This is a genomic window from Mesorhizobium tamadayense, from assembly GCF_003863365.1.
GTDB lineage: Bacteria > Pseudomonadota > Alphaproteobacteria > Rhizobiales > Rhizobiaceae > Mesorhizobium > Mesorhizobium tamadayense.
Genome location: NZ_RQXT01000005.1, coordinates 142,400 through 162,223, shown reverse-complemented (window position 1 = coordinate 162,223; position 19,824 = coordinate 142,400). Strand labels below are relative to the sequence as shown.

At 64.7% G+C, this 19,824-nt stretch carries 21 protein-coding genes; 14 read left to right on the top strand and 7 right to left on the bottom strand.

The annotated features are described in order from the left end of the window. Window positions 1-88: 88 nt before the first annotated feature. The 3 genes from EH240_RS06475 to EH240_RS06465 form a co-directional block, all read right to left on the bottom strand. The gene (locus tag EH240_RS06475) at window positions 89-442 is read right to left on the bottom strand and encodes a DUF488 domain-containing protein (RefSeq protein WP_124996579.1); all 354 of its coding nucleotides are present in this window, start codon (window positions 440-442) and stop codon (window positions 89-91) included. 79 nt (window positions 443-521) lie between these two features. Next, the gene (locus tag EH240_RS06470) at window positions 522-1,778 is read right to left on the bottom strand and encodes an aminopeptidase (RefSeq protein WP_124996578.1); all 1,257 of its coding nucleotides are present in this window, start codon (window positions 1,776-1,778) and stop codon (window positions 522-524) included. Between the two features lie 78 nt (window positions 1,779-1,856). Continuing rightward, on the bottom strand, window positions 1,857-2,771 hold the full coding sequence (locus tag EH240_RS06465; protein WP_124996577.1) for a LysR substrate-binding domain-containing protein: 915 nt from the start codon (window positions 2,769-2,771) through the stop codon (window positions 1,857-1,859). 96 nt (window positions 2,772-2,867) lie between these two features. Here EH240_RS06465 and EH240_RS06460 point away from each other — a divergent pair, with 96 nt between their 5' ends. The 3 genes from EH240_RS06460 (at window position 2,868) to sbmA (ending at window position 5,678) form a co-directional block, all read left to right on the top strand. Continuing rightward, entirely contained in the window at window positions 2,868-3,065 is a 198-nt protein-coding gene (locus EH240_RS06460) for a hypothetical protein (RefSeq protein ID WP_124996576.1), read from the top strand. 72 nt (window positions 3,066-3,137) lie between these two features. Then, a complete protein-coding gene (locus tag EH240_RS06455) occupies window positions 3,138-4,295 on the top strand; it encodes a YbfB/YjiJ family MFS transporter (RefSeq protein WP_245435846.1) in 1,158 nt (385 codons plus the stop codon). 120 nt (window positions 4,296-4,415) lie between these two features. Beyond that, window positions 4,416-5,678 (top strand): peptide antibiotic transporter SbmA, encoded by a 1,263-nt coding sequence (gene sbmA / locus EH240_RS06450; RefSeq protein WP_124996575.1) that lies wholly within the window; start codon window positions 4,416-4,418, stop codon window positions 5,676-5,678. Window positions 5,679-5,702: 24 nt separating this feature from the next. On the opposite strand, the gene EH240_RS06445 is transcribed toward sbmA, so the two are convergent. Then, on the bottom strand, window positions 5,703-6,716 hold the full coding sequence (locus tag EH240_RS06445; protein WP_124996574.1) for a polysaccharide deacetylase family protein: 1,014 nt from the start codon (window positions 6,714-6,716) through the stop codon (window positions 5,703-5,705). A gap of 200 nt (window positions 6,717-6,916) precedes the next feature. On the opposite strand from EH240_RS06445, the gene EH240_RS06440 reads away from it, so the two are divergent. After that, complete coding sequence (locus EH240_RS06440; RefSeq protein WP_124996573.1) at window positions 6,917-7,582, top strand: tetratricopeptide repeat protein; 666 nt, start codon at window positions 6,917-6,919, stop codon at window positions 7,580-7,582. Between the two features lie 6 nt (window positions 7,583-7,588). Then, a complete protein-coding gene (gene der, locus EH240_RS06435; RefSeq protein ID WP_124996572.1) occupies window positions 7,589-9,019 on the top strand; it encodes a ribosome biogenesis GTPase Der in 1,431 nt (476 codons plus the stop codon). A gap of 103 nt (window positions 9,020-9,122) precedes the next feature. Here the strand turns inward: der and EH240_RS06430 are convergent, their stop codons facing one another. Further along, window positions 9,123-10,043 carry a LysR substrate-binding domain-containing protein gene (locus EH240_RS06430; protein ID WP_124996571.1) on the bottom strand — a complete coding sequence of 307 codons (921 nt, stop codon included), beginning with the start codon at window positions 10,041-10,043 and terminating at the stop codon, window positions 9,123-9,125. Window positions 10,044-10,158: 115 nt separating this feature from the next. Here EH240_RS06430 and EH240_RS06425 point away from each other — a divergent pair, with 115 nt between their 5' ends. The 7 genes from EH240_RS06425 (at window position 10,159) to EH240_RS06395 (ending at window position 15,753) form a co-directional block, all read left to right on the top strand. After that, the gene (locus tag EH240_RS06425; protein WP_124996570.1) at window positions 10,159-11,436 is read left to right on the top strand and encodes an MFS transporter; all 1,278 of its coding nucleotides are present in this window, start codon (window positions 10,159-10,161) and stop codon (window positions 11,434-11,436) included. Window positions 11,437-11,593: 157 nt separating this feature from the next. After that, window positions 11,594-12,775, top strand: coding sequence for a cell wall hydrolase (locus EH240_RS06420; protein ID WP_124996569.1), 1,182 nt, complete (start codon window positions 11,594-11,596; stop codon window positions 12,773-12,775). 309 nt (window positions 12,776-13,084) lie between these two features. Beyond that, a complete protein-coding gene (locus tag EH240_RS06415) occupies window positions 13,085-13,477 on the top strand; it encodes an AtpZ/AtpI family protein (RefSeq protein ID WP_124996568.1) in 393 nt (130 codons plus the stop codon). A 65-nt stretch (window positions 13,478-13,542) separates the two neighbouring features. Beyond that, entirely contained in the window at window positions 13,543-14,304 is a 762-nt protein-coding gene (locus EH240_RS06410) for a F0F1 ATP synthase subunit A (protein ID WP_124996567.1), read from the top strand. A gap of 81 nt (window positions 14,305-14,385) precedes the next feature. Continuing rightward, the gene (locus tag EH240_RS06405) at window positions 14,386-14,610 is read left to right on the top strand and encodes a F0F1 ATP synthase subunit C (RefSeq protein WP_027164582.1); all 225 of its coding nucleotides are present in this window, start codon (window positions 14,386-14,388) and stop codon (window positions 14,608-14,610) included. A 59-nt stretch (window positions 14,611-14,669) separates the two neighbouring features. Next, the gene (locus EH240_RS06400) at window positions 14,670-15,251 is read left to right on the top strand and encodes a F0F1 ATP synthase subunit B (RefSeq protein WP_124996566.1); all 582 of its coding nucleotides are present in this window, start codon (window positions 14,670-14,672) and stop codon (window positions 15,249-15,251) included. Window positions 15,252-15,261: 10 nt separating this feature from the next. Further along, entirely contained in the window at window positions 15,262-15,753 is a 492-nt protein-coding gene (locus EH240_RS06395; protein WP_124996565.1) for a F0F1 ATP synthase subunit B, read from the top strand. A gap of 134 nt (window positions 15,754-15,887) precedes the next feature. On the opposite strand, the gene EH240_RS06390 is transcribed toward EH240_RS06395, so the two are convergent. Together EH240_RS06390 and EH240_RS06385 are read right to left on the bottom strand one after the other, a co-directional pair. Then, window positions 15,888-16,583, bottom strand: a complete 696-nt coding sequence (locus tag EH240_RS06390) for a ribonuclease HII (protein WP_124996639.1) — start codon at window positions 16,581-16,583, stop codon at window positions 15,888-15,890. Window positions 16,584-16,837: 254 nt separating this feature from the next. Next, window positions 16,838-17,992, bottom strand: coding sequence for a PA0069 family radical SAM protein (locus tag EH240_RS06385; protein WP_124996564.1), 1,155 nt, complete (start codon window positions 17,990-17,992; stop codon window positions 16,838-16,840). A gap of 150 nt (window positions 17,993-18,142) precedes the next feature. Between EH240_RS06385 and EH240_RS06380 the strand changes: the two genes are divergently transcribed. Both EH240_RS06380 and EH240_RS06375 read left to right on the top strand, forming a co-directional pair. Then, window positions 18,143-18,646 carry a glycosyltransferase gene (locus EH240_RS06380; protein WP_124996563.1) on the top strand — a complete coding sequence of 168 codons (504 nt, stop codon included), beginning with the start codon at window positions 18,143-18,145 and terminating at the stop codon, window positions 18,644-18,646. Window positions 18,647-18,834: 188 nt separating this feature from the next. Further along, the gene (locus tag EH240_RS06375) at window positions 18,835-19,809 is read left to right on the top strand and encodes a hypothetical protein (protein WP_124996562.1); all 975 of its coding nucleotides are present in this window, start codon (window positions 18,835-18,837) and stop codon (window positions 19,807-19,809) included. Window positions 19,810-19,824 lie beyond the last annotated feature (15 nt).

Here is a 19,824-nt window from a genome sequence, read left to right as displayed (position 1 = left end):
CAACGGGTGCAGATTCTTCTCCGCTGCATCCTTCGGCGGAGGTCACGGCATGGATCCTCGGGTCAAGCCCGAGGTGACGAACGAGAGGTCACGCCCTTCGCAAATATCCAGCCAGCGCCACTGCGTTGTTGTGCGCCTCGTCATGCGCCCCATAGAGCAGCGTCACCTTGCCCTCGCGCAGCAGCCCTCGCAATTGCGCTACCGCCTCTTCGTTGTGCTCAAGCTCCGCGCGATACCGCTTCTGGAATTCTAGCCAGCGCCCGGGGTCATGCCCGAACCATTTGCGCAGTTCCTCGCTCGGCGCGATTTCCTTCAGCCAGAGCGCCAGCTCGGCGTCCTTCTTGGCAACACCGCGCGGCCAGATGCGGTCCACCAGCACCCGCTGGCCGTCGGTCTTCTCGGGCGCCTCGTAGATGCGCTTCACCGCCAGGTCGAAGGCCATCACGCCTCCCTTGCCAAGCAATTCCAGGAAAAGCGTGCAGCGGTTCTCCGCCCGGAATTGCGCAAGACAATCAGTTCTCTCAGGCCCACTCGCCCTTGCGCATGACCGGCACGCGGCGGCCGTCCTTGGCCAGGCCGTCGATGTCGATCTTGTCCGAGCCGATCATCCAGTCGATGTGAATGAAACTCTTGTTGCCGCCGCGCTCGGCGATCTCGTCCTGGCTGAGCGAGGCGCCGTTGACGAAGCACTTGGAATAGCACTGCCCCAACGCGATGTGGCAGGCGGCATTCTCGTCGAACAGCGTGTTGAAGAACAACAGCCCACTCTTCGAGATCGGCGAGGAATGCGGCACTAGCGCCACCTCGCCGAGCCGGCGCGCGCCCTCGTCGGTGTCGAGCACCTTCTTCAGCACATCCTCGCCCTTCGAGGCCTTGGCCTCGACGATCCGCCCGCCCTCGAAGCGGACCGAAATCTCGTCGATCAGCGTGCCCTGATAGGAGAGCGGCTTGGTCGAGGAGACGTGGCCTTCGACCCGCGAGGCATGTGGCGTGGTGAAGACCTCCTCGGTCGGGATGTTCGGGTTGCAGGTGATGCCGTTCTTGGCCGTCGAGGCGCCGCCCATCCATTCATGGCCCTCAGCCAGTCCGACGGTCAGGTCGGTGCCGGGCCCGGTGAAATGCAGCGCGTGGAAATTGTGCTCGTTCAGCCATTTCGTGCGCTCGGCCAAGGCGGCGTTATGCGCCTTCCAGTTGCCGATCGGATCCTCGACGTCCACGCGCGAGGCCGCGAAGATGGCGTCGGCGAGCTTCGCAACCGCGACGTCGTCGGGCTCGCCCGGGAACACTTGGCTAGCCCAGGCAAGATCGGGATAGGCGACGATGTTCCAGTTGATGTCGAAGCCGGTGATCTTCTCCAGCGCCGGCTGGTAGGCCATCGAGTTCGCCTTGTTGGCGCGCGACACCTTGGCCGGGTCCTGCGCCGACAGCAGCGAGGGATCCTCGCCGCGCACCGCGAGCCGCGCCGCATTGTTGGAGAAGGCCTTTGCCATGCCTTCATAGAGCCAGCCGGCGGCGCGGTCGAAGCCGGCGTCGGCGCCGTAGCGGAAGCGCGCCAGCGTGATCTCGTCGTCGTTGAAGATCGGCGTCACCAGCCCGGCGCCGGCCTTGTAGGCATGCTCGACGATGCGCCTGGTCAGTGGCAGCGCCGCGATGGACGAGGTCAGCACCAAGTCCTGTCCCGGCTGCAGCTGCAGCCCGACCTTGACGGCGACCTCGGCCAGCCTGTCGAGCTTCACCGGGTCGATGGTTGCCGAGACACCGCGCGAATGTGTGGTCATGATCCTGCCTGCCGTTATGTTGGGGTCTGGCCCTTACATAGACCGGCGAGCTTGGCCTTTCCACTGCGATCGACTGGGTCAGGCGGCGTTGTCCAACGCCCTGAACTGCGCCATGGTCGCTTCGATCTCCTCGCGGATCCAGGCCTTGAAGTCGCGCACCTTGCGGCTCTCGCTCTTCGTGGCCGATGTCACCAGCCAATAGCCGAGCCCGCTTTGCGCGCGCACGCCGAAGGGCGCGACCAGCCGTCCGTCGGCCAGCGCATCGGCGGTCAGCAATTGCCAGGCGAGCATCACGCCGTGGCCGGCGATCGCCGATTCCAGGCAAAGCATCGGATCGGTGAAGCGCGCGCCCTTGAGGAAGGTGACCGGCTCGACGCCCGCCGCCTCGAACCAGCTGTCCCAGCTGATCATCGCCCGTTCGTCGGTGATGGCGCAGGTCTGCGCCAGGTCGTCAATCGATTTCAGCTTGGCGGCGATCGACGGCGCGCAGACCGGAAACACCTCTTGCGCCAGCAGAAGCTCTGCCCGGCCGCCCGGCCATTTGCCGTCGCCAAGCCGGATGGCGATATCGATGTCGGAATGGTCGAGGTCGGCGATACGAGCCGAAGCGTCGATCCGCAGCAAAACGTTCGGGTGGCGGGCGAAATGCCGCGACAGCCTGGGCAGCAGCCATTTCGAGGCGAAGGCCGGCGCCACCGAAACCACCAGCGTGCATTCGCTCGCCTCGTCGGCGAGCGCCACCGCCTGCGCGAGCTCACGGAAGCCGGCGCTCAGCCGCGCGGTGAAGATGGCGCCGAATTCCGTCGGCACCAGGCCGCCGGGCGTCCGCTCGAACAGCGCTTGGCCGAGCTGCTTTTCGGTGCGCTTGATCTGCTGACTGACGGCGCTGACCGAGACGTTGAGCTCGCCGGCCGCAGCCGCGAGCGAGCCCAGCCGGGCGACGGTTTCGACGGCGCGCAGGCCGTTGAGATGGACGCGGTTCAGCATAGCCATTCAGTTTTTCTAAACCGGCAGGACCGAAATCTCAATTGAAACTTGGCGGGAAAGGGCGGATTTTAGCAAGACAAGCTAGACCTTGGAGGCAATCCGATGAAGATTTTATCTTTGCTGAAGGGGCTTTCCGGCGCCGAGCCGAGACAGGTTCGGCCCGATGACGGCGAGGTCGCCCGCTGGGTCGTCGATCCGCTGTCGCATCCAGTGCTCGACACGATGTCGGAGCGCGAGCTAGGCGACATGCCGTTCCGGCTGACCGCGCACCGCACGGCTTACGAGACGGCCTGCCGCTGAAAGCCGCCTGAGCCGAACTGGCCCAACACAAACGCATTGTTTCGCCTGCGCGCGCACTTATGTTGCGCTGCAATGAACGCCCCGCCATCCCCCTTGCGCCTCGCTATCGCCGGCATGGTCGCGCTTGCCGTCGCCATGGGCATTGGCCGCTTCGTCTACACGCCGATCCTGCCCGGCATGATGGAGGAGCTGCACCTGACGCCGGCCGACGCCGGCTGGATAGCCTCCGCCAACTATCTCGGCTACCTGATCGGCGCGCTCGCCGCGGCAGGCGGCTGGGCGCACGGCCGCGAGCGCCTGCTGATGTTCGTCAGCCTTGCCGCCAGTGCCGTGCTCGCCGGGCTCATGGGGCTGAACGAGACGATGGCGGCATTCATCGTCATCCGCTTCCTTGCCGGCCTCGCAAGCGCCTTCGTCATGGTGTTCATGGCCTCGATCCTCTTCAGCCATCTTGCCGCCGCCGGCCGCGGCGACCTGCAGGCGCTGCACTTCGGCGGTGTCGGGCTGGGCATCGCAGGATCCTCGGTGCTGCTCGCCATTCTCGTCACAGAACACGCTGGCTGGGCCGCTGGCTGGCTTTGGTCCGGAGCGCTTTCGGCAGTTGGCCTTCTCGTTGTCGCGCTGCTCGCCGGCTCGGTCACGCCTGCCAATGGCGTCGACGGTCGCGAGCCGGCGCTGCCCAAGGACAGGTCGCTGGCAAAGATGATCGTCGCCTACGGGCTGTTCGGCTTTGGTTATGTGGTGACGGCGACTTTCCTGGTCGCCATCGTTCGCCAGGGCGGCGGCGGGCGGGTCTTCGAGGCCGCCGTCTGGATGGTCGCCGGCCTTGCCGGTTTTCCATCGACCTGGTTCTGGCAGAAGCTCGCCAGCAGGACCGGGCTTTACACGGCCTATGCCGTAAGCTGCCTGGTCGAGGTGGTCGGCGTCACCGCCAGCGTCGTCGTCAAAGGGTTCACCGGGCCGCTGCTCGCCGGCGTGCTTCTCGGCGGCACCTTCATCGCCATCACCGCGCTCGGCCTGCAGACGGCGAGGCGGCTTGCGCCGCAGGCGCCGCGCCGCATCTTCGCGGTGATGACGGCCGCCTTCGGCCTCGGCCAGATCATCGGCCCGATCGCCGCCGGTCTGCTCGCTCAGGCCGCGGGGAATTACGTGCTTGCTTCGGTGATGGCGGCCGCCGCGCTGCTCGCTTCCGGCGTCATCGCCTGGTCGGCTGCACCAAAATCGCCATGATTATGGTTTTGCTCGGTACCGGGCAGCGGGCAGGCATTTTCTTTCCAACTAATGTGTGAGCTTATGCCTGCCGAACAGCAACGCCGCTGATTTGCGGTCAGACCGAGGAAACCCGTCACAGTGTTCGTATCCTTCTTCCCGCAGCCGAAGCTGTTTTTCACCTCGGCGGTCTTATGGAGTGCGGTCATGGTGGCCGTATGGTTTCTGGGCGGCGCGCAGCTTGGCGCCTTCATCGGATTGCCTCCCGCCGCTGCTGAAGCGCCGCCCATCATCGGCGTTTCGGTGTTCTGGTCGGCTCCATTCCTTTGGTTCTACATCTATTTTGCGCTTGGGGTGCTGGCCTTTCACGCCTTCTGGCATGTGTATTCCCCGCACCCGTGGGCTCGCTGGTCGATTCTTGGCAGTTCTCTGATCCTGTTTACAACCTATTTCCAAGTGCAGGTAAGCGTCGCGATCAATGCCTGGTATGGGCCGTTTTGGGATCTGATTCAGGGCATCGTGAGCAAAAGCGTTCAGGCGACAGAAAGTGATCTTTACGCGCAGATAATAACCTTCCTAGGTATCGCACTCGTGGCCGTTACCGTGCTGGTTTTGACGAACTTCTTTGTCAGCCACTGGGTGTTTCGTTGGCGCACCGCAATGAACAATTACTACATGTCGCATTGGCCTAGACTGCGCCAGATCGAGGGCGCTGCCCAGCGCGTGCAGGAGGACACGATGCGGTTCTCCCGGATCATGGAAGATCTCGGCACGAGCTTCGTCGATTCCATAATGACGCTAATCGCCTTCATGCCGATTCTGCTCGGCTACTCCAAGCACATCACGGTGTTGCCATTCGTCGGACAGGTTCCGCAGCCGCTTGTTCTGGCTGCGATCTTCTGGGCAATCTTCGGCACCGTATGCATCGCCGCCGCAGGTATAAAGCTTCCCGGTTTGCAATTCCGCAACCAGCGCGTAGAGGCCGCCTACCGCAAGGAACTCGTTTATGGTGAGGACGATCCGTCCCGGGCACAGCCGGCGACTGTTTCCGAATTGTTTGAAAACGTGCGTCATAATTACTTCCGACTCTATTTCCATTATGTCTATTTCAACGTGGTCCGCTATCTTTATTTGCAGACCAATACTGTCTTCCCCTACTTCCTGATGGTTCCTTCGATGATCGCCGGAACGTTAACGCTGGGTCTCATCAACCAGATCAGTTCGGCGTTCTCGCAAGTGACGAGTTCGTTCCAGTATCTCGTCAATTCCTGGTCGACGATTGTCGAACTTCTGTCGGTCCACAAGCGCCTGCGCGCGTTCGAAGCCACGATCAAAGGCGAACCGCTGCCGGACATCGACCGCCGTTTCATCGAGCGCCAGGCGAAGGAATTCGATCCGGCCTGATGTTGTCGGAGAAAAGTGGGCGGCTCAGCCGCCCACCACAGCCTGTTTTTGATCAGAGCGCAGGCGCGCGACATAATCGCGGAAGCTGATGCACTCGACCTGCTGCAGGACGCAGATATCGCTGGCAAAGCGCTCCAGCGCGTCCCAATAGGCGCCGTTGTTCATTTGCGTGAAGTGGAAGCCGAGCTCGAGCGGCAGTCGCTTGCCGTTGTATTGCGCATCGAAAGCGCCGCGGAACGCCCGGTAGGCGCGGTCGGCGAACTCGCCTGCCTGCGACGGCTTCTCGAAGCCGCCCGAATGGCGGACATAGAGATTGTAGTCCATGGCGACCACCGGCTTGGCTTTCGGCCCTTCCGGAATCAGCGGCAGCGCAAAGCGCATGACGCCGTTCTTGGTCGGCGGCAGGGCAGGGCCTGGCGAAACCCCGCTAGCGTCGTACTCGAAGCCGGCCGCGGGCAGCGCTTCGTAAAGCGCCTTGTCGGTCGAGAGGTACGGCGCGCGAAAACCGTTCACGGCATGGCGTGCGAAATCGCGCCAGCCAGCCGGCTCGGGCGAAATGCCGTTGAGCGCGTAGGCATTCTCAAGGATGCGCCGGAACGCGGAGAATTCGGCCAGCCAGTCGGCCTTGCTCCAGTCCTTGCCGTCGAAATGGCCGCAGGCATGGCTGCCGATGTCGTGGCCTTCCGCGGCCGCGAGCCGGATCTGTTCCAGCCGGTCCGCCACCTCCTGCCTGGAGGCGGCAAAGCCGATATTCGATTTGCCGGCGCCCTTGCCGGGTGCCGTGTACTCGCTGCGTGTATCCGGCGAGAGCAGGAAGACGCATGAGAGAAAATAAGTGAAATGCGCGCCGGTGCGTTTCGCCAGCGCGCGGCTGCGCTCCCATTGCGAGATCTCGCGCGCGCTGTCGAAGGAGATAAGCACGATCTGCTTTGGCTTCGCCGCGACGGGCTCAAGCGGCTTGGGCGGATCGGCGAAGGCGGCGGCAACGGAGGCAAGCGACGCGAGACCGAACGCAAGGACACGGAACAAAGGTGGCATTGGCAACTTTTCGGGAATCTTTCGGGGTGTCGGGAAGCCGGCTATCGCCCAAATGTGGCATCGATGCGTTCCGGGCAGTCTTGGAGCCGCTTCAGCTTGTCCCTCCGATTTTCCGGCAGCACCCCTTCCATGCGGCTAAAATTTCGCTAAAACGCGGGCTCAAGAAGCGCCCCGTCCTGGGCCGCAATGGTTTTTGATTGATGTCGGACGACAGTTTTATCCGCGAAGTGAACGAAGAGATTCGTCGCGAGCAGGCGCAGGCGCTGTGGGATCGCTTTGGTCCGGCCCTGCTTGGCCTGGCCATCCTTGTGGTGGTCGGCACCGCCGCCTTCGTTGGCTACCGCTACTGGGACGAGACCCGCGCAAACCGTTCGGGCGACGCCTTCTCGCAGGCGCTGAAGCTCGCCAATGACGGCAAGAACGACGAGGCGATCGCCGCTCTCGATCAGCTGGGAAAGGATGGCTACGGCGCCTATCCGCTGCTCGCCCGCATGCGCGCCGCGACCGTCAAGGCCGACAAGGGCGACGTCGATGCCGCCGTCAAGGATTTCGACGAGGTCGCCGCCGACAGCGCCATTCCCGCCGGCATCCGCGATATGGCGCGGCTGAGGGCGGCGCTGCTGCTGGTCGACCACGGCTCGTTTGCCGATGTCTCCAGCCGGGTCGAGGCGCTCACCGCCGACACCAACCCGCTGCGCAGCTCGGCGCGCGAGGCGCTCGGCCTTGCCGCCTGGAAGGAAGGCAAGTCGGCGGACGCGCTCAAACTATTCGACCAGATCGCTTCGGATGACGGCGCCCCGCGCAACGCGCGCCAGCGGGCGACGTTGATGTCCGAACTGATCCGTGGGTCGGGCAACGCATCGTGACCTCGGATGGGTTTTAAAGTCGCCATCATCGGCCGGCCCAACGTCGGCAAATCTACTCTTTTCAATCGGCTGGTGGGAAGGAAGCTGGCGCTTGTCGACGACACGCCGGGTGTGACGCGCGACCGTCGCGTGCACGCCGCCAAGCTCTACGACCTGCACTTCGACGTCATCGACACCGCCGGCTTCGAGGACGCGGCGGCCACGACGCTGCCGGGCCGCATGCGCCAGCAGACCGAGATCGCCATCCGCGAGGCCGATCTGATCTTCTTCACCGTCGACGCCAAGTCCGGCCTGATGCCCGACGATCGCACCTTCGCTGACGTGGTGCGCAAATCCGGTAAGCCGGTGGTGCTGGTCGCCAACAAGGCCGAGGCGCGGGGCGCCCAGGGCGGCATGCTGGAGGCCTGGGAGCTTGGTCTCGGCGAGCCGATCCCGGTCTCGGCCGAGCATGGCCAGGGCCTGCCCGACCTGCGCGACGCGGTGATTGCGGCGCTCGGCGAAGAGCGCGCCTTCGGCGAGGACGAGGACGAGGCGGGCGACGAGATCGCCGCCAGCGAGGTGCTGATCGGCGAGGACGTCGCCGATCCGGATGCCGAACCCGCCTATGACGACACCAAGCCGCTGCGCATCGCCGTCGTCGGTCGTCCCAATGCCGGCAAGTCGACACTGATCAACGCGCTGATCGGCGAGGAGCGGTTGCTGACCGGCCCGGAGGCCGGTATCACCCGCGATTCCATCTCGGTCGACTGGGACTGGCGCGGCCGGCGGATAAAACTCTTCGACACGGCCGGCATGCGGCGTAAGGCCAAGGTCCAGGAAAAGCTCGAAAAGCTCTCGGTGCAGGACGGCCTGCGCGCCATCCGCTTCGCCGAGATCGTCATCATCATGCTCGACGCCACCATCCCCTTCGAGAAGCAGGATCTGCAGCTCGCAGACCTCATCATCCGCGAGGGCCGCGCGCCGGTGATAGCCTTCAACAAGTGGGACCTGATCGACAACCCGCAGGAGCTTCTTGCCGAGCTGCGCGAGAAGACCGAGCGGCTTCTTCCCCAGGTGCGCGGCATCCAGGCGGTGACGGTCTCGGCCGAGACCGGGCGCGGCCTCGACCGGCTGATGGAAGCCGTCATCAAGACGCACAAGGTCTGGAACAGCCGCGTCTCGACCGGCAAGCTCAACCGTTGGCTGGAAGGGATCCTCGCGCATCATCCGCCGCCCGCCGTCGCCGGCCGCCGGCTGAAGATCAAATATGTGACGCAGGCCAAGACCCGCCCGCCGGGCTTCGTCGTCTCGTGCTCGCGCCCGGACGCGATGCCGCAATCCTATGTCCGCTACCTGTCGAATAGCCTGCGCGAGGCCTTCGACATGCCCGGCGTGCCGATCCGCATCGCGCTGCGCACTTCGGAAAATCCTTTCGCCGGCAGGGCGAAGAAGCGCTGAGATCTGGGGCGGCAACACTCGTCCAGTCATCCTATGGTCTACGCCGCGTCGCTTCGCTCCTGCTCCGCCCAGGGACGAAGTCGATAGGCTACCGCCAAGATGTTCACGCGGCGCTTAGCAGCTTCTCCTTCATCTCAGCACCCTCCGGCAGCGCCTCCATCGCCGCCTGCAGCAGGATGTCCGCCAGCCGCGCCGCCACCGGGTCAAGCTCAGCATCCCTCCGGTGCAGATGCAGCGCCATCTTCGGCAGGGCCGGCAGCCCGAGCGCTCCGGGCGCGATCGCCCTGACATTGGCGGGCAGGCCGATATCGGTGCGGATCGTCAGGCCAAGGCCGGCCGCGACCGCTGCCCAGATGCCGCCAAGGCTGGGGCTGGAGAAGGCCATGCGCCAGGCGAGGCCGGCCTGGTCGAGCGTTTCGGTCGCCACGGTGCGCAGCAGGCAGGGCGCCTCGAACACCACCAGCGGCAGCGCTTCGCCGTCGCGAGGGCCTGCCGCGACCGGTTTCGCCGGGCCGATCCAGCGCGCCTGCACGTCGGCGACATGCCGGCTGTAGGGCAGCGTCGTGCCGTCGTGCCAGGCGAGCGCGATGTCGAGGCTGCCTGAGAGAATGCGCTCGGCAAGCTCGTGGCTGCGTCCGATCCGCGCTTCGATCCGAACCCTGGGATGGGCGCGGGCGAAGCGGCCGAGCACTTCCGGCAGCACGGCTTCGCCGAAATCCTCCTGCAGGCCGAGCCGCACCCAGCCTTCCAGCTCGACGTCCCTGATGGCGGATGACGCCTCGTCGTTGAGCTCGATCAGCCGGCGCGCATAGCCGAGCATGGTCTCGCCGGCCTCGGTGAGCGCCAGCCCGCGCCCCGCCTTGCGGAAGATCGGCGTCGCCGCCTGCTCTTCCAGCTTCTTCAGCTGCGCGCTGACGGCGGAGGTCGAGCGGCCGAGCCTTTCCGCCGCCCTGGCAAAGCTGCCCAACTCCATGCCGGTGACGAAGGTCCGGAGGGCGTCGAGGTTGAATGTGACGCGTCGCATGGGAGAGTCCTTATTTTCAGGATTATCGATCAAAAACTTCCTGATTTTATGGATGACGCTATGGCGCTACATCCGTCCCGTCAAGCCGGTCGACCGGCGCAACGGGAATGGAATCATGTCAGCCATCGTCACCCGCAACGATCGCCAACCGCCCGGGCGAGATATCGCCGCCTCCCCAGCCGGCCGGACCTTCGGACCCAACCATCGCTGGAAGGTGCTGGGCATAGGCGTTGCCGCCAATGCCGGCTTCTCCGCCACCTTCTCGGGCATACCGGCTACCGCTGTGGTGATGCGCCAGGGCTACCATCTCGATAATGCCGCGCTTGGCTTTGCGCTCGGTCTGCTTGGTCTCGGCGTGGCGCTCAGCGAACTGCCCTGGGGCGTGCTCACCGACCGCTGGGGCGACCGCCGCGTGCTCTTGACCGGGCTCGGCGCCACGGCGGCATGGCTTCTCGTCATGGCCATGCTCGTCGTGCCGACGAAGCTGGCCGTTCCCGGCGTCACGCTGCTTTCGGCAAGCCTGCTCGTTGCCGGCCTGCTCGGCGGCAGCGTCAACGGCTCAAGCGGCCGCGCGATCATGGGCTGGTTCGGTGAAGGCGAGCGCGGCTTTGCCATGAGCGTCAGGCAGACGGCGGTGCCGCTCGGCGGCGGGCTCGGCGCGCTCGTCCTGCCTTCGCTTGCCCTGGCCTTGGGCTTTGCCGCGGTCTTCGGCCTGCTTGCGGCACTATCCGCGCTCTCGGCCTTCTTCGCCTGGCGCTGGCTGCACGAGCCGCCGGCGCAAGGCGATGCTCACGCCGCAGCCACGGCGAGCGGTCCGGCACCGCTGCGCAACATCGAGGTCTGGCGCATATCGACGGCCATCGGCCTGCTCTGCTTCCCGCAGGTGGCGGTGCTCACCTTCGCCTCGGTCTTCCTGCATGATTTCGCCGGCATGGGCACATGGGTGACCAGCGCCAGCCTTGCCGTCGTGCAGACCGGCGCCATGGTGATGCGCGTCTGGAGCGGCCGCTTCACCGACCGCCACGGCAACCGCCGGCCGTTCCTGAGAGTCTGCAGCGCTCTCAGCGCGCTGGCCTTCCTGGTCCTCTGGCTGCTGGTGATCGCGGCGGCCACGCGGCCGGCGCTGATGCTGCTCGTTCCCGTCATGGTGGTCGTGGCCGGCATCTCCGTCTCGGCCTGGCATGGCGTTGCCTACACCGAGCTTGCGACGCTCGCCGGCGCCGGCCATGTCGGCACCGCGCTCAGCCTCGCCAATACCCTTGTCTTCGTAGGCTTCTGCCTGGTGCCGATCGCCATCCCCTGGCTGCTGATTCTCTTTGCATGGCCCGGCGTCTGGCTCGCGGCGACGATCTGCGCGGCGACCGCATGGCCGATCTTCCTGCGCGCGGCCTGATTCTTGGCCGGCTTTCCACAGCGGTGGGAAGCCGGCTTGCCTTCAACATGAAACTTGCCTTCAACATGAAAAAAACACGATCGATGCCGTTAACCCCCCATCAAGGTTAATGCTTCATTTTGGCTCTCCGGGGTCAGTAGCGTATCTGGAGAGTTCCGTGCATCGACGCGTTTTTATGCGGCTCGTCGCCGACGCCGTTGCGAAAAAACGTTCCTTCCTTCCTCCTTTGGTTCTGGGACTCGGCTTTTGGGTCGGCTTTCCGTCGGTCGTCGCCTATCAGGACATGGCGAGCCTCGTGTCCGGGCTGGAATCGCCGAACCACCGCTGGAACGCCTATGTGGAAAAGTCCGTCGCCGGCTCGGTGCACGCCGCCGAGATGCCGTTCGTCGATTCGGCCGCCACGGGCTCGATCTCCGGCTCCGGCGTGGACCTGCCCGGCATCGGCACGGTGGCCTTCCGCGGCAAGGGCAGCGTCGCCGGCGCCACGCCCGATGAGGACCGCGTCGTGCGCGCCGACAAGAAGGGCCGCCTCGTCCAGGTCTCGCCCGTTGCGCCGCCGAAGAACTTCAGCGCCGGCTCGATCTTCGAGCGCACCTCCTCGCTGCGCCGTCCCACGATGGACAGCGGCCTGAAGCTCACTTTCGCCAAGCCCGGCATCAAGGGCAAGGAAATCCAGATCGCCCAGGCTTTCCACATCCGCGAGGACCAGAAGCCCGATCCCGACTTGCCGGCGGCCCTTGTCGCCCTCGTCAACAATGACAAGCCGGATATCCTCGCCACCGCCTATGCCCAGTCGGCGCCCGACTATGCCAAGGCCTCGCCATTCGAGGCGCTGCTGCAGGACGATCCGAACGACGGCCGCTTCATCCCGCCGATGGGCAAGGGCGACCACGCGTGGATGCAGAACCCGCTGCCGGCGGCCGTCTTCTCCAGGCCGGAACAGGAATGCCTCGCCAAGGGCATATATTTCGAAGCGCGCAGCGAGACCGTGCGGGGCCAGGCCGCGGTGGCGCAGGTGATCCTCAATCGCGTCCGCAACCCCACTTATCCGAAGACGATCTGCGGCGTCGTCTACCAGAACGACAACTGGTTCAACCGCTGCCAGTTCTCCTTCGCCTGCGACGGCAGGAAGAAGCGCATCAACGATCCCGTCGCCTACAAGACCGCCCAGGATGTCGCCATGGCGGTGACCGCCGGCAAGATATTCATCCCCGAGGTCGGATCCTCCACGCATTACTACGCCAACTACGTCCATCCCGGCTGGGCGCGTGCCATGCAGCGCATGACCAAGATCGGCCTGCATATCTTCTACCGCACCTATGGCGGCGGCTGGAGCTGAGCCGTTTGGGCGGCTCGATCTGAGCCGCTTAGGCGCTCGAGCTGAGCCGCTTATCGACGCCTGCCGCAACGCTCCTTGTCGCTCGCCGCGCGCACCGATCGGCGCGGCTTGCCGCGTGGATTCGCGCCGAGTCCTCGCGCGGGCGTGACGGGCACGATGTCGCACCTGAGTAAGTCTTTGATTTAAAAAAGAAAAATACACCGCTTCGAAGTTCGGCACGTGGCTTGACGGGCGCAGACCCTCTAACTATGTTGCCGGCGACTTTAGAAGCGGACGGACGGTGATAGTCTGCCCGGGCAGGGGGTTGCGATGGCCGACAAAAAAGGGCCAGACGGAACCGGAGAAACCGGCCGTGGCAAACAGCATGAAGCCGCTATCCGCGACGACGAACTTGAGCGCCGCCGGCGCGAGCTTGAAGCAACGCTTGCGACAAGACGCACGGACCGGCTCGAGGGGAAAGACGAAGCGAACGCTGCGACCAGTTACGGTCAGGCACTGAAGCTGTCCAGCGAGTTCATCGCCGGGGTGGTGGTTGGTGTCGGCTTGGGCTGGATCATCGACCGCCTGGCGGGAACCGCGCCTTGGGGTCTGATCGTCGGCCTGTTGCTGGGCTTTGGCGCCGGTATACTCAATGTCCTGCGTTCGGCGGGACTAACGGCGCAGTTCGGTCAGGGCGGCACGCCGCGCGAGCCGAAGGAATGAAGTGAGGCGCCGCAAGGCGCGAAGGAAACTTAAGAAGCCGGTTGTGGCTTTGACGGGGATTTAAAGTGGCTGCTGCTGACAAGGTCGATCCGATCCACCAGTTCCAGATCCATCCGATCATCCCACTTCATATCGGCGGCTACGACGTCTCTTTCACCAACTCCTCTCTGTTCATGGTTGTGACGATCGTCGTCGCTTCCGCTTTCCTCTACATGAGCACCGCCAGCCGCGCCCTCGTCCCGGGCCGCCTGCAGTCGATGTCGGAAATGGCCTACGAGTTCGTCGGCAACATGCTGCGCGACGCGGCGGGCAAGCAGGGGATGCAGTTCTTCCCCCTGGTGTTCTCGCTGTTCATGTTCGTGCTTGTCGCCAACCTCATCGGCCTGTTCCCCTATTTCTTCACCGTCACCAGCCACATCATCGTCACCTTCACGCTGGCCGCGCTGGTCATCGGCACCGTCGTCGTCTACGGCTTCGCCAAGCACGGCTTCGGCTTCCTCAAGCTGTTCGTGCCGCATGGCGTGCCGGTCTATCTTCTGCCGCTGGTGGTGGCGATCGAAGTCATTTCCTTCGTCTCGCGTCCCGTCAGCCTCTCGGTTCGTCTTTTCGCCAACATGCTGGCCGGCCACATCACGCTGAAGGTGTTTTCGGGCTTCGTCGTCAGCCTCAGCGCGCTGGGCGCCGTCGGCATCGCCGGCTCGGTCCTGCCGCTCGCCATGGCGGTCGCACTGACGGCGCTGGAACTGCTGGTGGCCTTCCTGCAAGCCTATGTCTTCGCGGTGCTGACCTGCATGTATCTGAACGACGCTCTGCACCCGAGCCACTGATCGATTTTCACCGGCGCCCCGGCGCCAGCATTACCCAACGTACCAACCGCAACGACTACGAAAAACCACAGGAGTTTTGAAATGGACGCAACTGCAGCAGCTGCTATCGGCGCTGGTATCGCCTGCATCGGCATGGGCGGCGCGGGCATCGGCCTCGGCAACATCTTCGGCAGCTATCTCTCGGGCGCCCTGCGCAATCCGTCGGCTGCAGACGGGCAGTTCGGCCGCCTGATCTTCGGCTTCGCCGTGACCGAAGCTCTGGGCATCTTCTCGCTCCTCATCGCGCTGCTGCTGGTCTTCAAGTAAAAAGCACGCGTTAACGAAAGGGGCCGCATGGTGCGGCCCCGTATGGACAGGGGAATGAGATGTTCGTGACATCTGCCTTTGCGCAAGAAACCGCGCCGGCCGCGGCCGAAGGCGATACGCATGCGGGCACCGCCGTGCCTGCTGAGGGGCATGAAACGTTCCCGCCGTTCAATGCCGAGACCTTCCCGTCGCAGATTCTGTGGCTCGTCATCACCTTCGGGCTCTTCTATCTGTTCCTGAAGCGGGTTGTGATGCCGCGCGTTGGCGGTATCATCGATGTCCGCAACGATCGCATCACCCAGGATCTCGACCACGCCGCGAGGCTGAAGGGCGAGGCCGACGCGGCTGTTGCCGCCTATGAGCAGGAACTGTCGGAAGCCAAGTCGCGCGCCAACACGATCGGCCAGCAGGCGAGCGACGCCGCCAAGACCGAAGCCGAAAGCACGCGCAAGAAGCTCGAGGCGGAACTCGACAAGAAGCTCGGCGAGGCCGAGGCGAGCATCGCCTCGATCAAGGCCAAGGCGATGAAGGAAGTCGGCACGATCGCCGAGGACACCACGTCGGCCATCGTCGAGGCGCTGGTCGGCGGCAAGACCGATAAGGCCGAGATTTCGGCCGCGGTCAAATCCGCGAGCCGGTGAGGAGCGCATCATGGACGCCACATCACTTGCCACGATCTGGGCCACCATTGCCCTGATCATCTTCCTCGGCGCCGTCATCTATCTGAAGGTGCCGGGCATGCTCGCCAAGTCGCTGGACGCCCGCGCGGCCAAGATCAGCAGCGAGCTCGAGGAAGCGCGCCGGCTGCGTGAGGAGGCCCAGCAACTGCTCGGCCAATACCAGCAGAAGCGCAAGGAAGCCGAGAAGGAGGCCGCCGACATCGTCGCCGCCGCCAAGCGCGAGGCCGAGCTCCTTGCCTCCGAGGCGCACAAGAGAACAGAGGACTATGTCGCCCGGCGCACCGCACTTGCCGAGCAGAAGATCAGCCAGGCCGAGCGCGAAGCGATCGGCGAGGTGCGCGCCAGCGCCGTCGACATCGCCGTCGAAGCCGCCCGCGCGCTGCTTGCCGCCAAGGTCGACGCCAAGGCCGGCGCGGACCTGTTCAAGTCGGCGCTGCAGGACGTGAAGGCCAAGCTGAACTGACGAGTTTCGCAGTTACGGAATCAAAAAGCCGCCTGGGCAACCCGGCGGCTTTTTTGTTGGGTCAGGGGGAGCAAGGCGCCGAAGCTTTCAATCTCCCCCTTGTGGGGGAGATCAGCCGTCCCCAAGGCCGCGCCTTATTCCAATCCTGCGAAACTCTCTTCCTCTTCCACCTCGACGCCACCCAATCGGAACGGCGCAAATGACGCCCGGTGCAATCGGGCCACCGGCCCATGGGCCTCGATCGCGGTGCGGTGCCGGACCGTCGCGTAGCCCATATGCACCTCGAAGCCGTAATGCTCGTGATGGCCGCCGCAGCCGCTCATCATGCGGTCGCGCATCACCTTGGCGACGATGGAGGCGGCGGCGATAGATTGCGAGCGCTGGTCGCCCTTGATCAGCGCGCGGCCCTCGCAGGCGAGCCCAGGCGGCACGTCGCGGCCATCGGCCAAGGCCAGTTTCGGCTGCAGCGACAGGCCGGCGGCAGCACGGCGCATCGCTTCCAGGCTGGCTTTCAGAATGTTGCTGTTATCGATGCCTTCGGCGCTGATCGACGCCATCGAGACGCTGAGCGCCGAGCCCAGGATTTTGACGAACAGCGCCTCGCGCTGCAAATGGGTGAGTCGCTTGGAATCATCCAGGCCCTCCGGGATGTTGGCGGGGTTGAGCACTACCGCCGCCGCCACAACCGGGCCGGCGAGCGGCCCGCGGCCTGCTTCATCCATCCCGGCGACGGGCCACAGCCCGTCGGCCATCGCCTTCGTCTCGACGGAGAAGTCGGGCTTCTCGACCATTTCAAAGAGAAGCGGAGAATCGGAACGCGCGCGAGCCATGGTGCGGCGAGGTTCGCATCGGCTCCGATTCTCCGCAAGTCCCTCCGGGTCGGATGGGGCGTCGGACCGGGAGGGCACCGTCTCACGGCCGGGGGACAGTGGCCGGACGGGATTCTTGAGCAATTCCAGGAAAGGTGCGCAGCGGTTCTCCGTTCGAAATAGCGTAAAAGCAAATACTTAGCGGGTCGCAATCCGGGCAGAAAACTGTGTCTCCCAAGTTGCTCGGTGCCGGCCTTTGCTGGCCGGCACCGTCTTTAAAGCAGCATCAACTGTTCGCCGCCGCCAGAGCCTGCGACGAATTGGTCGGTGCGAAGCTGCCGCCGCTCGGCATTGAGGCCGAGCCGCTTGGCGGCGATCTCGAAGCGACGGCCGATCTGCCAGGCATAAGGACCGGCGCCTTTCATGCGCTTGCCCCATTCCGAATCGTAATCCTTGCCGTCGCGCATCGAGCGGATCAGCGACATCACATGCCGGTAGCGATCCGGATAATGACGCAGCAGCCAGTCCTTGAAGATCGGCGCCACTTCGAGCGGCAGGCGCAGCACGACATAGCCCGCCTCCCTGGCGCCGGCGGCGCGCGCCGAATCGAGGATGCGCTCCAGCTCCGGATCGGTGAGGCCAGGGACGATCGGCGCCACCATCACCGAGGCAGGGATGCCGGCGTCCGAAAGCTGCCTTATCGCCTCCAGCCGCTTCGTCGGCGTCGAGGCTCGCGGCTCCATGGTGCGCGCCAGCATGCGGTCGAGCGTCGTCACCGAAAGCGCCACCTTGGCGAGGCCGCGCTCGGCCATGCGCGACAATATGTCGATGTCGCGCGTCACCAGCGCCGACTTGGTGACGATGCCGACCGGATGGCCGCGCGCCTCCAGCACCTCCAGGATCTCGCGCATGATCCGGTACTGCTTCTCGATCGGCTGGTAGGGGTCGGTGTTGGTTCCGATGGCGATGGTGCGCGGCTGGTAGCCGGGCTTCGACAATTCCCTGTCCAGCATCCGCGCAGCGTCCGGTTTGGCAAAGAGCTTCGATTCGAAATCGAGCCCCGGCGACAGGCCCATGAAGGCATGCGTCGGCCTGGCGAAGCAGTAGACGCAGCCATGCTCGCAGCCACGATAGGGATTGATCGAACGGTCGAAGGAAATGTCCGGCGATTCGTTGCGGGTGATTATAGTGCGCGGCTTTTCGACCTGCACCTCCGTCTTGAACGGCGGCAGTTCCTCCAGCGAATTCCAGCCATCGTCGAACACATGCCGGCTGACCCGCTCGAACCGGCCGGACGGATTGATGCCGGCCGAGCGTCCGCGATTGCGTTCGGGGCGCACGCGCATACCGCTCTGTTCCAGCATCGCGTTTGCCATTTCGGCTCTGCCTGCTCCGAAAGCGGCAATGTCGGCGCGCACGATCTGTTCCATTTTCGCCCTCTCCCAAGGACTGTCGGCAGACTGTCGAATCGCTCTGTTCATGAAACTATTCCTATTTTGCCGATGAGAACAAAGCAAGAACTTTTTCGATTGGAATGCGCAAACTGGCGCGGCGCCGCGCTTTCCGGTATTCGGCTGGGAATGCTCAGCGTTCTCATCGAGACCAGGAACGACGAAGAGGGTCTTGCCCGCACGCTCGCCTCGCTGATCAGCGGCGCGGTCGAAGGCGTGGTGCGCGACGTCATCGTTTGCGACGCCGGTTCGACCGACCAGACGCATCGCGTCGCCGAACATGCCGGCTGCCATTATGTGGCCGGCAGCATCGCTGCCGGTATCGGCCAGGCCAAGGGCGACTGGCTGCTGTTCCTCGAGCCCGGCGCGCGGCTGGCCGAGGGCTGGATTGATGAGGTCGTCGCCCACACGGCAAGGCAGACCATGCCCGCGCGCTTCGCACGCGCCCGCGCCAACCGCACGCCGTTCCTGGCCCGGGTCTTTTCAGGCAACCGGGCGCTGGCTGAAGGCCTTGTCATCAGCAAGCGACAGGCCGCGGCGCTCGCGAAATGCGCGCGCAGCGCCGAAGCCCTTGCACGCGGGCTGGCGACCAGAAAGCTGAACGCGGAAATCTGGGTCGCGCCGCCGAAGTAACCTATTCGTCCTCGCTGGTGGACGAGAGCCGGCGCTGCACTTTTTATATAAGGCGAATTTAATTGTGCATTGCACAAAATTTGCCGCGAAGTTAGCATTCCTTTGACGCGGGACAATCGGGTTTGGGTAATGCCAGAGCGGTAAGCGACTCACGGTTCGTCGGCTGCCGCGCATATCTGAGGAACCCGATGAATCCTGCTACGTCTGAAAAATCCGGCACTCCCAGTCTGGAGGCCATTGCCCGCAACGGCAGCCTGCTCCGCCGCATCGCGGTGCGCATCCCGACCTACATGACGGACCTTCGTGAGAACCCGGCCTGGCTGCCGATGTTCATGCTGGCGCGTACCATGCCCGGACGCCGCATGCACTGGCTGGGCGCCAAACGTGCCCGTCCGCTCGACAATGCGGCTGAGACGATGTTCACCGGCGTCGATCGCAAGGCGGTGGTTGAGGCGTTGCGTTCCGATGGACTGTTTTCGGGCCTCATGCTGCCGCCCGCGATCCACGGAGAGATCGCCGCTTTCGCGCAGCGCACGCCCTGTTTCGGCAATTTCGACCGCCGTCTCGAATTCATGCCGGACGAGCATGACGAGGCGGAAAAGCGCTTTGGCCGCTCGCTGCTCAGCGGGCACTATTTCGAGCGCATCCTCGATTGCCCGGCGGCGCTTGCCATCCAGAATGATCCGCTGCTTCTCGACGTCGCCCGGCATTATCTCGGCGGCCAGGCCAAGCTGATCACCACGCGCGTCTGGTGGAGCTTCCCGACCGGCAAGGCCTCAGACGCCGACAAGAACCTCGCCTCGCTCGGCAAATATCATTTCGACCTCGACGACTGGCGCATGCTGAAGTTCTTCTTCTATCTGGCGCCGGTCGACACAGGCGCCGGTCCGCATGTCTATGTCCGCGGCAGCCACAGGCGGCGCGCGCTCAAGCATCAGCTGACGCTTCTGGTCGGCCATTCGGCGGAAGAGGTGCTCAGCGTCTATGGCCAGCAAAGCGCCGTCACGCTGACGGGCGAAGCGGGTCTCGGCTTCGTCGAGGATCCGTTCGGCTTCCACATGGGCACCGTGCCGGCGCGCTCGCCGCGGCTGATGATGGAAGTCGGCTTCGGCGTCTCGCGGCCGTCGCGCCGCCGCTTCCATGGCGAGCCTGTCATCCGCTGAGCCGGACCCGGCCGG

Bases quoted from the DNA above. Each gene is read 5' to 3' on its own strand.
- EH240_RS06475 (WP_124996579.1), bottom strand. From the start codon at position 442: ATGGCCTTCGACCTGGCGGTGAAGCGCATCTACGAGGCGCCCGAGAAG.
- EH240_RS06470 (WP_124996578.1), bottom strand. From the start codon at position 1,778: ATGACCACACATTCGCGCGGTGTCTCGGCAACCATCGACCCGGTGAAG.
- EH240_RS06465 (WP_124996577.1), bottom strand. From the start codon at position 2,771: ATGGCTATGCTGAACCGCGTCCATCTCAACGGCCTGCGCGCCGTCGAA.
- EH240_RS06460 (WP_124996576.1), top strand. From the start codon at position 2,868: ATGAAGATTTTATCTTTGCTGAAGGGGCTTTCCGGCGCCGAGCCGAGA.
- EH240_RS06455 (WP_245435846.1), top strand. From the start codon at position 3,138: ATGAACGCCCCGCCATCCCCCTTGCGCCTCGCTATCGCCGGCATGGTC.
- EH240_RS06445 (WP_124996574.1), bottom strand. From the start codon at position 6,716: ATGCCACCTTTGTTCCGTGTCCTTGCGTTCGGTCTCGCGTCGCTTGCC.
- EH240_RS06440 (WP_124996573.1), top strand. From the start codon at position 6,917: ATGTCGGACGACAGTTTTATCCGCGAAGTGAACGAAGAGATTCGTCGC.
- der (WP_124996572.1), top strand. From the start codon at position 7,589: ATGGGTTTTAAAGTCGCCATCATCGGCCGGCCCAACGTCGGCAAATCT.
- EH240_RS06430 (WP_124996571.1), bottom strand. From the start codon at position 10,043: ATGCGACGCGTCACATTCAACCTCGACGCCCTCCGGACCTTCGTCACC.
- EH240_RS06425 (WP_124996570.1), top strand. From the start codon at position 10,159: ATGTCAGCCATCGTCACCCGCAACGATCGCCAACCGCCCGGGCGAGAT.
- EH240_RS06415 (WP_124996568.1), top strand. From the start codon at position 13,085: ATGGCCGACAAAAAAGGGCCAGACGGAACCGGAGAAACCGGCCGTGGC.
- EH240_RS06405 (WP_027164582.1), top strand. From the start codon at position 14,386: ATGGACGCAACTGCAGCAGCTGCTATCGGCGCTGGTATCGCCTGCATC.
- EH240_RS06400 (WP_124996566.1), top strand. From the start codon at position 14,670: ATGTTCGTGACATCTGCCTTTGCGCAAGAAACCGCGCCGGCCGCGGCC.
- EH240_RS06395 (WP_124996565.1), top strand. From the start codon at position 15,262: ATGGACGCCACATCACTTGCCACGATCTGGGCCACCATTGCCCTGATC.
- EH240_RS06390 (WP_124996639.1), bottom strand. From the start codon at position 16,583: ATGGCTCGCGCGCGTTCCGATTCTCCGCTTCTCTTTGAAATGGTCGAG.
- EH240_RS06385 (WP_124996564.1), bottom strand. From the start codon at position 17,992: ATGGAACAGATCGTGCGCGCCGACATTGCCGCTTTCGGAGCAGGCAGA.
- EH240_RS06380 (WP_124996563.1), top strand. From the start codon at position 18,143: ATGCTCAGCGTTCTCATCGAGACCAGGAACGACGAAGAGGGTCTTGCC.
- EH240_RS06375 (WP_124996562.1), top strand. From the start codon at position 18,835: ATGAATCCTGCTACGTCTGAAAAATCCGGCACTCCCAGTCTGGAGGCC.